General features: G+C 48.1%; 11 protein-coding genes. 5 read left to right on the top strand and 6 right to left on the bottom strand.

The window, feature by feature from the left end:
- Nucleotides 1–196: 196 nt before the first annotated feature.
- Nucleotides 197–961, top strand: a complete 765-nt coding sequence (locus tag ACO0LB_RS08925) for a helix-turn-helix domain-containing protein (protein WP_423048598.1) — start codon at nucleotides 197–199, stop codon at nucleotides 959–961.
- 82 nt (nucleotides 962–1,043) lie between these two features.
- On the opposite strand, the gene ACO0LB_RS08920 is transcribed toward ACO0LB_RS08925, so the two are convergent.
- Nucleotides 1,044–2,612: a methyl-accepting chemotaxis protein gene (locus tag ACO0LB_RS08920; RefSeq protein ID WP_423048596.1), complete on the bottom strand. Its 1,569-nt coding sequence runs from the start codon at nucleotides 2,610–2,612 to the stop codon at nucleotides 1,044–1,046.
- 378 nt (nucleotides 2,613–2,990) lie between these two features.
- On the opposite strand from ACO0LB_RS08920, the gene ACO0LB_RS08915 reads away from it, so the two are divergent.
- Entirely contained in the window at nucleotides 2,991–4,133 is a 1,143-nt protein-coding gene (locus ACO0LB_RS08915; RefSeq protein WP_423048594.1) for an ABC transporter substrate-binding protein, read from the top strand.
- Between the two features lie 52 nt (nucleotides 4,134–4,185).
- Here the strand turns inward: ACO0LB_RS08915 and ACO0LB_RS08910 are convergent, their stop codons facing one another.
- Nucleotides 4,186–5,136: a proline racemase family protein gene (locus ACO0LB_RS08910; RefSeq protein ID WP_423048592.1), complete on the bottom strand. Its 951-nt coding sequence runs from the start codon at nucleotides 5,134–5,136 to the stop codon at nucleotides 4,186–4,188.
- A gap of 254 nt (nucleotides 5,137–5,390) precedes the next feature.
- On the opposite strand from ACO0LB_RS08910, the gene ACO0LB_RS08905 reads away from it, so the two are divergent.
- Both ACO0LB_RS08905 and ACO0LB_RS08900 read left to right on the top strand, forming a co-directional pair.
- Nucleotides 5,391–7,271 (top strand): TonB family protein, encoded by a 1,881-nt coding sequence (locus ACO0LB_RS08905; RefSeq protein ID WP_423048590.1) that lies wholly within the window; start codon nucleotides 5,391–5,393, stop codon nucleotides 7,269–7,271.
- A gap of 236 nt (nucleotides 7,272–7,507) precedes the next feature.
- Complete coding sequence (locus tag ACO0LB_RS08900; protein ID WP_423048588.1) at nucleotides 7,508–8,413, top strand: TIGR01777 family oxidoreductase; 906 nt, start codon at nucleotides 7,508–7,510, stop codon at nucleotides 8,411–8,413.
- 5 nt (nucleotides 8,414–8,418) lie between these two features.
- Here the strand turns inward: ACO0LB_RS08900 and ACO0LB_RS08895 are convergent, their stop codons facing one another.
- A complete protein-coding gene (locus ACO0LB_RS08895; protein WP_423048586.1) occupies nucleotides 8,419–9,777 on the bottom strand; it encodes a hypothetical protein in 1,359 nt (452 codons plus the stop codon).
- Between the two features lie 54 nt (nucleotides 9,778–9,831).
- Between ACO0LB_RS08895 and ACO0LB_RS08890 the strand changes: the two genes are divergently transcribed.
- Nucleotides 9,832–10,542: a tRNA-uridine aminocarboxypropyltransferase gene (locus ACO0LB_RS08890; protein ID WP_423048584.1), complete on the top strand. Its 711-nt coding sequence runs from the start codon at nucleotides 9,832–9,834 to the stop codon at nucleotides 10,540–10,542.
- Between the two features lie 143 nt (nucleotides 10,543–10,685).
- On the opposite strand, the gene ACO0LB_RS08885 is transcribed toward ACO0LB_RS08890, so the two are convergent.
- The 3 genes from ACO0LB_RS08885 to groES form a co-directional block, all read right to left on the bottom strand.
- Complete coding sequence (locus ACO0LB_RS08885) at nucleotides 10,686–12,668, bottom strand: OPT family oligopeptide transporter (protein WP_423048582.1); 1,983 nt, start codon at nucleotides 12,666–12,668, stop codon at nucleotides 10,686–10,688.
- A 474-nt stretch (nucleotides 12,669–13,142) separates the two neighbouring features.
- Entirely contained in the window at nucleotides 13,143–14,792 is a 1,650-nt protein-coding gene (gene groL, locus ACO0LB_RS08880; protein ID WP_186883079.1) for a chaperonin GroEL, read from the bottom strand.
- Between the two features lie 34 nt (nucleotides 14,793–14,826).
- Nucleotides 14,827–15,117: a co-chaperone GroES gene (groES, locus tag ACO0LB_RS08875; protein ID WP_423048579.1), complete on the bottom strand. Its 291-nt coding sequence runs from the start codon at nucleotides 15,115–15,117 to the stop codon at nucleotides 14,827–14,829.
- Nucleotides 15,118–15,273: the final 156 nt, after the last annotated feature.

Below are 15,273 nucleotides of genomic sequence, written 5' to 3'. Positions count from 1 at the left end.
TACGAACTGCACCGGCATTGCTTTTCTGATTTACCAGCGCGGCGCGGCGAGTGACGCTATGCTAATGTTCAGATGAGGCATTGTAAGTGCTGGCTGACGACAGAAGTCTTACCCAATATTAAGACGCTATCCATATTCAGCCGCTTCTGATTCAGTTGCACTCCTTTCCATTTCGTTCAATACACACGGGAAAAGCATGAGCAAAGTTGCGGCAGTGGATTGGTCAGAACAGCGAAGAACACTGGGCTTGAGTCTCCGTGATGCTTTTTTTTCAGAAGCCTTATTTGATGCCATGCCCGATATCGTTTTTTTCGTGAAAGACGATCAAGGCAAATATATCGTCGTCAATCAAACCCTGGTTCGGCGCTGTGGGTTACGGGAAAAATCGGCTTTGCTGGGGCGTACGGTAGCAGAGTTGTTTCCTGGCTCGATGGCAGCGGCTTATTCCGCACAGGATCAGTCGGTGTTGCGTGGTAGTTGTGTGATCCGCAACCAACTCGAATTACATCTTTACCCTAATCGCACAGCTGGCTGGTGTATGACACAAAAAATACCTTTGTATAATCATCGTCAGCATATTATCGGCGTTGCCGGAATTTCACGTGATCTGGCTGCGCCAGATAATCATCATCCTGTCTATGCAAAAATTGCGGCTGCTGTGGCACATCTCCATCAGCATGTGGCGGATCAGGTATCGATGGCGACATTGGTCCATTTGACGGGTTTATCAGTGTCGCAGCTGGAGCGGTATTTTCAGAAAATTTTTTCGCTGACACCGCGTCAGATGATGATGAAAATCCGCCTTGATGCTGCGGCAAAGCTGCTGGCTGAATCCGCAGACAGTATTACGGAAATAGCTCAGGCGTGTGGTTATCAGGATCACAGTGCTTTTTCTCGTGTGTTCAAGGCGACGGTGGGGATGACGCCCACGCAGTATCGGGATACGTTGCTAGAACGTTGACTACGATTTTATGTTGAATCTGATTCTGCTTCTGGCTTTTGAACTGAGGCGCGGATGCAGCTACGCTGCATACCGCTGTTAATCATTTTTTCTCCAGCTTGAATAATGCCAGCGCTTTCACGACCTTAACTGTCTGGTCTTCCAGGCTGCTTGCGGCTGCAGCTGCTTGTTCTACCAGCGCTGCATTTTGTTGTGTGACGTCGTCCATTTGAGTAATGGCTGCATTGACTTGGGTGATACCTGCGCTTTGCTCGCGCGAGGCAGCAGCGATTTCATGCATGATGCTACGCACGTTTTCGACTGACTCAATGATGTCACGCATCGTATGTCCGGCGCGTTCTGCGAGTTGAGTACCGGCGTCGATTTTACCAACGGACAGGTCAATCAGTTGTTTGATTTCCTTGGCTGCGACGGCACTGCGCTGCGCCAGATTCCGGACCTCACTGGCGACAACTGCGAAACCACGCCCTTGTTCCCCAGCTCGTGCCGCCTCAACAGCTGCATTCAGCGCCAGAATATTGGTCTGGAAAGCGATTCCTTCAATCAGGCTGATGATATCGACAATTTTTTTGGACGAACTGCTGATATCTTCCATCGTGGTGACAACTTGCGAGGCAATCACGCCGCCACGGTCTGCCACATCAAATGCGGTACTGGCCATCTGGTTTGCCTGCAAGGCATGATCGGTATTGTTTTGCACTGTGGCGGCAAGTTGTTCCATGCTCGACGCCGTCTCTTCCAGTGCAGATGCCTGTGATTCGGTACGTCCGGATAAATCCATGTTCCCCGTGGCAATCTCGTGGGTGGCGATGCGTATCTGATCTGAATTGCGACGGACATCGCCAACGATTGAATACAGATTGATATTGAGTTGACGCAATGAAGCCAATAAGCGTCCCATGTCATCACTGGCATGTGCCACGATTTCCTGCGTAAGGTCGCCACCAGCCATAATCTGGCTCGCACGTAATGCCTGTTTCAGTGGTTTGACGATGGATTTCTGTAATGAATACCATAAATATCCGGTACTGAAAAAAGCAACTCCCCATAGCGCTATTAGCCAGAGAGGATTTTTTTCTTTGGATATAGCGGTGTTCAGTATCGTCAACAACAAAACCAGCATGATCAAAGACAGGTTCCAGTTGATCCGTTTGCCAATAGAAAGATACTGAAAGCTGGCAAGCTTGCCACGCAGATCGGTTCTTCTGGGCATGCCATGATGAATGACAATTTTTTTCGGATTGCCCGCTTTCATTTCTTTGTATAAAGCTGCTGCTGCCTTGATTTGCTGGCGGCTGGGCTTGGTTCTGACTGACAAGTATCCAATTACATTGCCATGTTCAAAGACCGGCGTGACATTGGCCAGCACCCAATAAAAATTACCGCTTTTCTGGCGGTTTTTGACCATGCCAGTCCAGGCACGACCGCTCTTGATCGTTTTCCACAAATCAGCAAATGCTTCTACGGGCATATCAGGATGGCGCAAAATATTTTGCGGCGCACCGATTAACTCTTCTTCAGAGTAACCACTGACTTGGATGAAATAGGGATTGGCATAAGTAATATTGCCTTGTAAATCAGTCGTCGACACGATGGTCTCAGATGTACTGAGTTCGTACTCAATATCGGTGACGGGGGTGTTCATACGCATAAAGTGACGTCTCTCATTATTTTCACGACGGATTATATAGATACTCTGTGGAAATGTTTTTAATGAGCATCATTTCAAGCCAAAAATACATTTTTTACTTATTTTTTGATATGTATCTTGTTGTTATTTGATATCAGACAAATAATTGTAGTGCTGAATATGCTTAATTTCTCGGCAATTTGCACTGATATCCTCAGTTGTGTAAAAAAAGTCATTTGTAAGACAAACTTTCTATCTTTCTTGCTTTATTCTCACCGGTTCAGATAGTGGCATCACAAGCCATTACCATGATTATGGTGCGCCACAAGTGTCGCCGGAATATATATAAAACGATGCCAGTATTCTTTGCTGTGCAATATAAAATTTTCAGGAGACGCTATGTGGAATAAATTATCAGGACCATTTTTTGTTATTAAAATAGTATTTTTATCGTTGTTACTGCTCGCTTACAAGACGACGTTTGCACAAAGTAACGATATCGTGATCGGACAATCGACAGCGCTGACCGGCATTCTTGCTGAGCTTGGCGTTGCACATTCGAATGGTGCCAAAGCGTACTTTGATTACGTCAATGCACAAGGTGGTGTGAACGGTCGTAAATTGCGCTATGTGGTACTGGATGATGGGTATGATGCTGCCCGCTCATTGCTCAATGCCAGGCAATTGATCGAAAAAGAAAAAGCGTTGACTTTATTTGGCATGATAGGCACTCCAGCCAACACGGCGTTGTTACCTTTGCTGGAAGAAGCCAGTATAGTGAATTTTGCACCTGTCACGGGTGCTGATGTTGTCCGTAAGCCATTCAATCGCCATACGTTTAATATTCGCGCCGGTTACAGCGCTGAGACCGAGAAAATTGTGGATCACCTCAGCGTACGAGGAATCCGGAAGATCGGTGTGGTGTATCTGAACAATGCGTTCGGAAAGGAGGGACTGGCAGGCATAGAACAAGCTGCTGCACGGCATCAGTTAAAGTTGTCTGCCGTGGCCAGTCTCAACAATGACTCTTCCGATCTGGATAAGGCGGTGAGTACAATGGAAGCGGCTGAGTTGCAGTCCATCATTCTGATCACGACTGGCAAGCCGTCGAGTGATTTTATTCAGGCCTTTAATAAAAAGGTCAAAGGCATACAATATTTTGCGTTATCGGTATTGGCGTCGCAATCAAGCATCCGGGCATTGGGAAAAGACGGTGTCGGCATGATCATTTCGCAAGTGTTGCCTTTCCCTTTTTCTGCGACAACGCCACTGGTACGTGAGTATCAGAAAGTAATGAGCAAGATGGGCGTTAAAGAATATTCTTACCTTGGGATAGAAGGATTTCTGGATGCCAAAGTGCTGGTCGAGGCTTTAAAGCGTGCCGGAAAAGATGTCAATAGCGAACGCTTGCTCAATACGCTGGATGCCATGGGGAAAACCGATTTTGATGGTTTTGTCGTGAATTTCAGCAAAACTCTGCATCAAGGATCAGATTATGTTGAGCTGACGGTCGTTTCTAAAGATGGACGTTTTTTGCGTTAGTTTTTTTGAGGCGAACGAATGAGGCTGGCAGATTTCACCAGCCTCAGTTCATTTAACGTATGCCCCAGATGAGCGGATCGTCGTCATTGAGTAACAAATCAGCTTCGGCGGTCACATAGGCGCTGCCTCTCAGACTGGGCAATATTTTGTTGCTCCCCTCCAGATGTCGGTAAGAAGCTTCAAAGACACTACCGATAATACTTTCCTGTCGCCACACATCGCCAACGTTCAACTTGCCATCCGCCGCCAGGCAGGCGAGTTTTGCGCTGGTGCCTGTACCGCAAGGCGAACGGTCATAGGCCTTCCCCGGGCAAAGGACGAAATTCTTACTGTGATTAGCTTCTGAGTCAGGCTCCCCGAAGAGTTCAATATGGTCTATCAAGGCACCATGTTCACCAGTGACATTGCTAGCCTGCAGCGCGAGACGCACACACCATGTAAAGTCAGTCAGCTTCTCGATATTAGACAGTTGCAAGTCTTGACCATGTTGATTGATCAGAAAGAACCAATTGCCACCCCAGGCGACGTCACCTGTGACCAAACCATAACCGGGTACTGCGACCTGTACTGCTTGACGATAACGATAGGCAGGGACGTTGTGCACACTGACTTCGTGATGATTGTGTAATTCGATTTCCACAATACCAACCGGGGTTTCTATGCGGTGCGCACCCAGACTGATTTTGTTTTGATGTGCGAGTGTCACCATAAATCCAATCATGCCGTGACCGCACATGCCAAGATAACCCACATTATTGAAAAACAGAACGGCCGCTGTACAAGACGGATCAGTAGGTGTGCATGCCAGCGCACCCACCAGCACATCAGAACCACGAGGTTCACAAACGGTTGCACTGCGATAATGATCAAATTGCTGGCGAAAATTTTCCAGCCGTGTTTCCAGTGAACCATGCCCGAGGTCGGGGCCGCCGCTGATAATCACGCGGGTAGGTTCTCCCCCTGTATGTGAGTCAATTACCGAGATTTTTTTCATACTAGCCAAGACTCCGAAATCATTGAAAATATGAGCATACGCCGCATTGGGTCGATGTTCTTGATTCAACTCCACCATGATGTTGTTGAAATTGGCATAGTGGCATGGGTTGTCATTGACATTGCTGTTATCAACATCGTATCGACGCGTTGTAAACGCAAGGATTGGGATGCTGACAATAAATAAGGCGATAGTCGCTGGCTTGTTTTTGCATGCGATAATGAAACTGACACTATTTTTATCTCCGGCACAAATCCTGCTGAATGAATTTATTTAATACGCACACAGAACAGCGCTTACCAGACGAAGTGAAAAAACGTCTGACGTATGGATTACTCATCTCATTGGTAATTCACGCGTTTGTATTGTCGCTTCAGTTCGGGATTCCTGGTCTTGCATTACCTGATCTGGAGGCTCCCTGGTCCAAGCGGCGCGCTGCCACGCCAGACCTCAGCATACAAATTGCTAACACGCCCGCTACTGTAACTACAGCGACAGCTCCGGAACTTGCCGCACCCGCTGTGAGCGTGGTTACAAACACGGAGAGCAAATATCAGAATACTCCTGCGTCAGACAAGAAAATGCCTGAATCAACACCAACGGGTTTGCAGCTGCTTGCGCCACGTGCATCCGCTGTTGTCGCACCGAGGAGCAAGTCTTCAGTCCTCGCCCCCAAAAGTAAAACCAAGCAGGACGCTACCTCAGCAACCAGACGGTCACGACCACTAGCAGCACCAGACATTACTCATATCATTGCCCAAGATGCTGTACTGAGTGATTTTGTTGTGGCCGTACCTGATCCGGAGGATGTTCATAAAAAAATGGAAGACGCTAGTGCAATCGCCAAGGATGCGCAGTCTGAAGAGATATTGATGAAAGCGGCTGAAAGTCAGAAAAAACGTCAATTGCATGAAGACAAAATGCTGAGACAAGCTGAAATAGCAGCGATGCAAAAAAGTACAGATAATGTTTTGCCACCACAATTGATACAACAGATGGACGAAGAAAATCGGCAACAAGCCGACGATGCCAGTCGCCGCCAGCTTGCTGCACTGACAATGCAGCGACAAGCGGAGGCTGACGAGCAAAGCCGTCGCGAGCAGGAAGCTGAACGTGCAGAGGCATTGCGACAAGCAGCACAAAGACGCGTGGCAGCGCAACAGCGCCGGACAGAACTTGTCATGCAGGTGCCCTTAGATTCATGGACACAGGAACGAAAACAGCAACAGGATATTATTATCGAACAGCAACGCAGTTTGCAGGCAGATGCCCGTGTTGCTGAGTCTGTTCGGTTGCAGGAGGAGCGGAGACAGGCTCAGCAATTAGCGCAGCAACTGGAAGAAAAACTGAAAGCGCAAGCCGAAGAATTGCTGAGTAAGAAAAAGAATGAAGAAAATTTGGCTAAGCAAAAAGTGGAGCAGGCAATACGCCAGCAAGCCGAGCGCGCTGCTATGCAACAAAGAGAGCGTGAGCAGGTGCAGGTTGCTGCACAGGTGATGGAGGCAGCAACGAAAGCAACAACGGCCAGCCAGGCATTACCAGCAGCACAAACTGCCCAAGTCACAGCAGGGAGTATGCAACAGGCTGCAAATGCCAATATCCATCAGGGTAGCAGCACCGGAGATCACGGCAATACAGCGCAAGTACCGACCGCACAGGTATTTGTTCTGCCGAAAAGTTTGCTTGGCAGCGAACTTGCAAACCGTGCCCGTGAGCAGGCAAGGGGGTTGGACTTACTGCGCGGTACACCACCAATGACTCGGTCTGAAAGCGATGAACGCCCACGTCGTCGTAGTGTGTTTGGCAGCGCTGAGAAAGATGTACCGTTACGAATGTATATTGACAGCTGGAAGCAAAAAATCGAGCGAAACGGTAATTTGAATTATTCTCAATTGGCGAAGGATAAAGCCCGGGGTGACCCTGTTGTTCATGTCGCGATACGCAGTGATGGCAGCGTGGAGGAGATCACGATCATCCGTTCCAGTGGCAGGGCTGATCTTGACGAGGCTGTGCGTCGTATCGTTCGGCTGAATGCGCGCTATGCGGCGTTTCCACCAAATATCGCGGCACAATATGATGTGATAGAAATCCGCCGGGTGTGGAATTTTGATGAGACATTAAAGATTCTGGAGGAAATGCGATAGCGATGATGTTCGCTGGGTATTTTCTGGTTATCCGCTGGCATTGCATTCACAGGCATTCACCGTTCGCATAATGATTTGGGGATGATGACGCCACGATGAAGTCTCAATTGAGTGACATTAACCAGGAGTCCTGCGCCTATCTGTCACGAAGCGATTAAGCAATTTATTTGGCACATTGTCAGACTGTACTTCAACATCCGTTGATGTAATGTGCGTTGACTTTACATGAGGTAGTAATGCGAATTTTGATGACAGGTGGTACGGGGTTGATCGGGCGTCGCTTATGCGCTGCATTAAGTAAAGCGGGACATCAGATTACGGTGTTCAGTCGTCACCCTGAAAGTGTGAAGAGACTCTGTGGCGAGACTATTAACGCTATCGGGAGTCTTGATGACTATCATGCAGATAGCGTCTGGGATGCCATTATTAATCTGGCCGGTGAGCCGATTGTTGATCAGCGCTGGAGTGCCAGGCGTAAGCAGGTATTGCGTGATAGTCGTATTGCGCTGACAGATTCTTTAATGGAAAAAGTCAGGGCCGCCAAACATCCACCCTCCATTTTTTTAAGTGGCTCAGCGATCGGCGTTTATGGCGATACTGGCGACACTGAAGAGATAATGCTCGACGAATCTGCTCCAGCAGGTAAAGATTTTGGAGCCCAATTGTGTGTGGATTGGGAAGCCTCGGCGATGCAGGCTGCTGGGATGGATATGCGGGTGTGCATTTTACGTACAGGCCTCGTGCTTGATTCAGCAGGTGGCGTGTTGAAAAAAATGCGTTTGCCTTTTTCCTTAGGACTGGGGAGCAGAATTGGTCATGGCAGACAATGGATGAGCTGGATACATATCAGTGACTATGTGGCACTGGTGTGTCGTTTGCTGGAAGATGAACAAGCACGTGGCGTTTTCAATATGGTTGCGCCTCATCCGGTCAGAAACATCGAATTCACACGCGAACTGGCAAGTGCTTTGCACAGACCTGCACTATTGGTTGCACCGGCTTTTGTGCTACAGCTGGCATTGGGAGAAATGTCCGTATTACTGACCGGTGGGCAGCGTGTGCTTCCGTCGAAAGCACAGGCGCTGTCATACACGTTTCAGTACCCGGAATTGAATGTCGCCCTCAGGAATTTATTGGGCTGATATCCTCAGGGAAGGCTGGCTGGTTTGAGGAAATAGTTGGTGGACAGCGTTTTGAACTGTCCACCGTCCGTATTGATCGTCGTCTGGTTCACTTCGCCGGCGCTGAATACAACACCGATACCGCCTGCCGCAATCAGTTCATTCGGATGCGTCAGGAAATAGCGCGCACGGTTATCACGCCATTGAGTGGCGGATCCTTTTTGTGTGGATGGGGCTCCCAATGGAGTTTGCCACCACAGAACAGGCAGCTGCAATCCGACGTTGTAACTCTTTGCCAAGGCAAAATGTTCAGTAAAATTAGGTGATGTAGTGTTGGTTTCGTCCCAATACCAGCCAGTGCCTGCGCGCTGGCAGTATGTTGGCTGCGGTGAGGTTTCAAAACAGCCAGCGTCACGGTCCAGCGTTTGCATGACGATGAAATCTGCTTTGTCCATATTGAGTTTTTGCAAAAAACCTACCGAGGTTGCCAGCAAATCACCAAACAATGGTGGTGGAAAGCCTATATAAGCATTCGGTGCATATTTACGTGCAATTTGCATCAGGCAGTTACTGACGCCAATCAGGTTATTGGGTAAATTACTGCAGTCGGCATCAGTATTTACCAGCGCAAAAATAGTCGCAGGATCAGCATTGTTGGAAATGCGCTGCGCATAACCCCAGAAGTCAGGCTCAAAATTCACTAAGGCAGGCTTGCCATAAATCCGTAATTGCTGGAATAGCAGACGTACATTAGACCAATACTGCGTCATAAAAGTAGCATTGGCCAAGCCAGTCAGATTGCCATCCCCATTGCTGGCCATTTGGTATAAGGTAAACATGGGTACTGCACCCATGGCGTCAGCATTTTTTGCCACCACTTGAACATAAGCACCTGAAGGGCTATTCCATGTCGGCCAAGAACCAGCTCCTACGCCGACCAGGTACTGATCATAAATGTCAGGTGTCAGGCTTTGTTTTTGTATGGAGGCAAGATCAACACTACCCAGTCCGACCAGCAGGCGTGATGGCTTGCCGAGTTTGGCGGCCAGCAAGGCTGCTTTTTTTTCCAGAGTAACAACGGTGCCGGTACCTGTTGTGGTGTCGGTACTTGTGCCAGTGCCTGACGTGGTACTACTACCAGTTCCTGTGGAACCCGTTGTGGTATCTGTCGTGCTGCCGGTAGATGTGCCCGTACTTGTGCTGGTACCTGTATTTGTCCCAGTAGTTGTGCCTGTGGAGGTTCCTGTGCTGGTGCCGGTTGTCGCTCCGGTGCCGGTAGATATGCCTGTACCTGTTGTTGTGGTGCCAGTGGCGGATGAGCCACCTCCACCGCAGGCATTTAATAGGGCAACGATCAGGGAGAGTAAAAGATAGCGAGGTTTCATAAGGCGATTTAGTGCGCGGAATAATTCCCACATGATAGTCGAAGCTGTCTTTTCTTGTTGCGCGAGATCGTGCTTGCTGAAGAAATACCAACAGGTCACAATGCCGTCATGAACGTATTGCCTATTAAAAGACCAACTTGCCAGCAATGTCTGCGTCCCTCTGTCAGTTGTATTTGTCAGTGGATTTCACCTTGTCAGAATCAGACAGAGGTTATTTTATTGCAGCATCCTCTGGAAGTCAGTAATGCCAAAGGGAGCGCGCGCCTTTTACATCTCAGTCTGCGATATTCGCAATTGTTGATCGGCGAGCAATTTGATGAGCAGCAGCTTCTGCAACTGATCGAAAATCCCTCTTATTTGCCAGAGATGACGCCTGTGCGTACATTATTGCTGTATCCCGATACAACAGAAAATGATGCGCAGGATATTCAGGTCCTGCCACCACCGAAATTCGTTCTGGAAACATCAGATGTGCAGGCGTCGCAGATCCGGTTGATTGTGCTGGACGCGACATGGAGAAAAAGTCGCAAAATGTTATACCGCAATCCTGTTTTGCAAGGCTTGCCTCGCTTCAGCCTCGCCGATATGCCCGCAAGCCATTATCGTATCCGTAAGGCGCACAAAGCTGATCAGTTATCAACACTGGAGGCAACAATATATGCCTTGATGCGGCTCGAAAACGCGGAAGATGAATATCTGCGATTGCTGGATGCGTTTGACGGTTTCGTCGGACAGCAACTCGCACATATTCCTCGTCAATGCTGAAGTTGAAGTACAGATAGTTACACCAGCATATATCCGATGCAAAATGAGTTCGGCCCGTTAAGCTATAACGCGTTAACGGGCCGACAGATCAATCAGAAGTCAGACCTGATCATGACATCAGATCAGCGCCTCAGATCAGTAAATCATATTAATACATTAATTAATGCATTCCCGATGCCGATCAGCGCTGCTCCAGAAATAAGACCAGCACAAATAGGTTCGCAACCTTCCACCCAGAAATCATGGCCCGGTGTGCCGGCTTCTTTGTGACGACGCCCCATCCACCAGAATGCTGCAGCACCAAGCCACATGGCCAGACATGCTTCTGCTGGTAACACGACACCAAGACCTATGGAGACGGCAGATAAGGGGAATTTTCCCTTTGTCAGCAAACGCGCCAGTTCGATGATTACGGCGGCAATTGCGGCAATGATCATGGCGGTAATCGCGCTCGCTGGTAAGCTGGAAACGCCTTTGGCAATGAGTTCGGCAACACCTTTCCATTGCATTGCACCAGGAAATGAAAACTGGTCTGAAACGATATTGGCTGTATGACGAATGCCGTTGGCATCTGGTCTTAAAAATAACAGGTAATACAGCGGGATGCAGGCAATCGCACCGGAAAAAATACCAATGACGTGGCCAATCGCCTGCTGGCGTGGTTTAGCGCCCAGCATATAGCCCGGTTTGATGTCTGACAGCAGATTAGATGCATTCGATGCCACTTCTGCAGTCATGCCAGCGGGGATCAGATTGCTGGCGGGATTACTGCTGTCAATGGCACCCATGCTGAACTGGGTGATTTTTGATAAAGCTCCTGTAGGTGTCCAGGATGTCAGCGCCATTGCATTTGCACAGATCACCGTGAGTACAAAAATCAATGGCATGGAAACAAATGACAGGAACCAAGGCACACCAAAGAAAGCATGCGTAGTCCAGGCAGACAAAATGCTGAAGATTGGAATGCCGATATATGAAATTCGTGTCGGAAATTCAATATGCGCAAGAATATCAACTTGCTGAGCCTGTTCTTTATTTTTCTTGAAGGATTTGAAGATGTTAATGAATAGTTCTGGTTTTGCAGCCAGACTGACAATGGAACCCACAACCATAATACTGACCGCCCACCACAAGCCCCATTGATTCACAATTTCGATGCGGGAAATAGGAACAATTTTGCCATTGGGGGCGATACGTTGAATGATGTCACCTTTGTTGATCATCCACGGCGCCAGAAATACAAAATTGATGATGGAACCCAGTAAAACGCTGCTGGCTACTCGTATGCCCATCAGTCCGCCAACGCCCAGCATGGCGGCATCCACGGTAAAGCGCAGACCAAGAGTACGGAAACTGACTCCCATAATATTGGGCATCCATAAATCATATCTGGCGGCCAGAGCATAATAATACTCATCCCAGCGCTCATGCAGATTCCACGCTTCTTGCATGCTGGTCCATTTATCCATTTGCAACAATTTGAACTGCACGAGACGCATCCAGCCATCGCTGATCAGCATTTGATAAATTGCTGTCCAGAGTGCAGTCAATGCCAGCAAACGCGCTTTAAACATGCCTGAGGCTGCGTTGCCGTTGTAAAGCGCATCGAGTACTACACCACTGGCGCGACCTTCTGGAAAGGGCAGTTGATCTTCGTTGATAAAGCGTCGCTTCAGTGGAAAGGCAACCAACACGCCCAATATGGAACAAACGCTCATCCAGATCATCATATGCCACCACGGAATTACTTTTTCCGTGATCATCATATATGCGGATAAGACGGTAATCAGGGGCACGATCATGTAACCAGCCGCTGTCGCAATGGATTGCGCACAGTTGTTTTCGAGTATGGTGAAATCTTTGGCAACACCTGCGTTATCCAGTATTTTGAATAAGGCGAAAGCCAGTATGACTGAGGTAAGTCCTACACCGATCGAAATCCCTGTTTTAGCGCCAATATATAAGGCCGTGGCAGCTAAAATGCCGCCAAGGAAAAAACCTGTTATGGCAGAGCGCAAGGTCAATTGCGCCATGTCGCCACGGTAAATGTTCTTGAACCACCATTCGTCTTTTTGAGACCGGGTCCAGGTACGGATCTGCTCATCGGTGAGTTGTTGCAGCGCCATCTTGCCTCCAAAACCATATGACTTCAGTACATCTGATGTCGAAATTTGCCTTGCTATGCAATCAAATGAAAACGATATCAGTCATTTATGAAAATTTTCTTTCAGGAGCGGCAGTATCTAAGCACGTCAGCCGACTGTCAAGTTTCGTTAAGAAAAAGAAGGCGAGAGTATTTTTGAGTGTGGTAAAAACACATGCTAATGTGCATCAACTCATGAATTAGCGGTGGTATCGCCCTTGTTTCTGAGAGCCAGAACAGCCGCCATGTTTTATGTCTTTATGTTTATCAGTAGTGGGAGGGGCTGAGTCCAATTCACTCTATTGTTGATTTTTATTCAGTTGTTGCCTTAGATAGAGGGAGTAAAGATCGGGTACAGAGTGAGTATCAGCAGTAAGCGATTCTGACATTCTCCATAAGTAAAAAAACCTGCAACTAACGTTGCAGGGTTTTTATATTGATCAGCGGAAGCTGGCAATTACATCATGCCGCCCATACCACCCATGCCGCCCATACCACCCATGTCGCCCATGCCACCAGCTGGTTTGTCTTCAGCCAGTTCAGCAACCAAAGCGTCAGTAGTCAGGATCAGGCCAGCAACAGACGCTGCATTTTGCAATGCAGAGCGTGTTACTTTTGCTGGATCCAGAATACCCATTTCAATCATGTCACCGTAGGTGTCATTAGCAGCATTGAAACCGTAGTTGCCTGTGCCGTTGATGATCGCGTTGACCACAACAGATGGTTCGCCACCAGCATTTGCAACGATTTCACGCAATGGTGCTTCGATTGCTTTCAATACCAGCTTGATACCAGCTTCTTGATCTGCATTGTCGCCTTTGATCACGCCAGCTGCTGCACGAGCGCGCAACAGAGCAACGCCACCGCCAGGAACAACGCCTTCTTCTACTGCAGCACGAGTTGCGTGCAGAGCATCTTCAACGCGGGCTTTTTTCTCTTTCATTTCAACTTCAGTTGCAGCACCGACTTTGATCACAGCAACGCCGCCTGCCAGTTTGGCAACGCGTTCTTGCAGTTTTTCACGGTCGTAGTCAGAAGTTGCTTCTTCGATTTGCGCGCGGATTTGTTTTACGCGTGCTTCGATGGCGATAGCCTGACCAGCGCCGTCAATCACTGTCGTGTTTTCTTTACCGATTTCAACACGTTTCGCCTGCCCCAGATCTGTCAGTGTTGCTTTTTCCAGTGTCAGACCGACTTCTTCAGCGATCACGTTACCACCAGTCAGAATAGCGATATCTTCCAACATCGCTTTACGACGATCACCGAAGCCAGGCGCTTTTACAGCAGCAGTTTTCAGGATGCCACGGATGTTGTTAACCACCAGAGTTGCCAGTGCTTCGCCATCAACATCTTCAGCGATGATCAACAGTGGGCGGCCAGATTTAGCCACTTGTTCCAATACTGGGAGCAGATCACGGATGTTCGAGATTTTTTTGTCGAACAACAGGATGAATGGATTTTCCAGAATAACGGATTGTTTTTCTGGGTTATTGATGAAGTATGGTGACAGGTAGCCACGGTCAAACTGCATACCTTCAACGATGTCGAGTTCGTTGTTGAGGGATTTGCCATCTTCAACAGTGATCACGCCTTCTTTGCCCACTTTGTCCATTGCGTTTGCAATGATGTCGCCGATGTCAGCGTCAGAGTTTGCAGAGATAGAACCAACCTGAGCGATTTCTTTATTTGTTGTCGTTGGGCGGGACAGTGTTTTTACTTCAGCAACCAAAGCGGTTACTGCTTTGTCGATACCGCGTTTCAAGTCTGTTGGGTTGAAACCCGCTGCAACGTATTTGAAACCTTCGCGAACGATGGCTTGTGCCAACACTGTTGCTGTTGTTGTGCCGTCACCAGCATTGTCGGAAGTGCGGGAAGCCACTTCTTTCACGAGCTGCGCGCCCATGTTTTCCAGTTTGTCTTTCAGTTCGATTTCTTTAGCAACAGAAACGCCGTCTTTTGTGACTGTTGGCGCGCCGAAAGAGCGTTCCAGAACAACGTTACGGCCTTTAGGGCCCAGAGTGACTTTTACTGCGTTTGCCAGGATATTTACGCCATTAACGATTTTCGCACGTGCGTCATCGCCAAAAATTACTTGCTTAGCTGCCATATTATTTCTCCGAATTCTTTAAAATAAATACTGATTATTTCTGAACGATGGCGAAAATATCTTCTTCGCGCATGACCAGAACTTCGTTACCGTCAACTTTGACAGCCTGACCAGAATATTTACCGAACAATACGCGATCACCAACTTTGACTTCGAGTGCGCGGATTGTGCCGTTATCGAGTTGTTTGCCTGCGCCAACGGCCAGAACTTCACCTTGGTCTGGCTTCTCAGCGGCTGCGTCAGGCAGAACGATACCGGATGCAGTTTTTGTTTCTTGATCCAGACGTTTTACGATCAGACGATCGTGCAGGGGACGAAGGTTCATACAAGCTCCTTTAAATTTGCGAGTAATTACTAGGGAATTCATTAAAAGCTGGGGAAAAAGATTTGTTAGCACTCTAACCCAACGAGTGCTAATTATATGGGCGAGGTTGTCGCATTTCAAGGAACAAAAATCACGGTAATTTAAATTTCCTTTAAA

Origin of the sequence: Undibacterium sp. SXout7W (genome assembly GCF_049339385.1) — a bacterium.
In the GTDB taxonomy this organism is placed as follows: domain Bacteria; phylum Pseudomonadota; class Gammaproteobacteria; order Burkholderiales; family Burkholderiaceae_D; genus Undibacterium.
The sequence above is the reverse complement of the archived record's forward strand: the minus strand, read 5'-3'. Positions and strand labels throughout refer to the sequence as shown.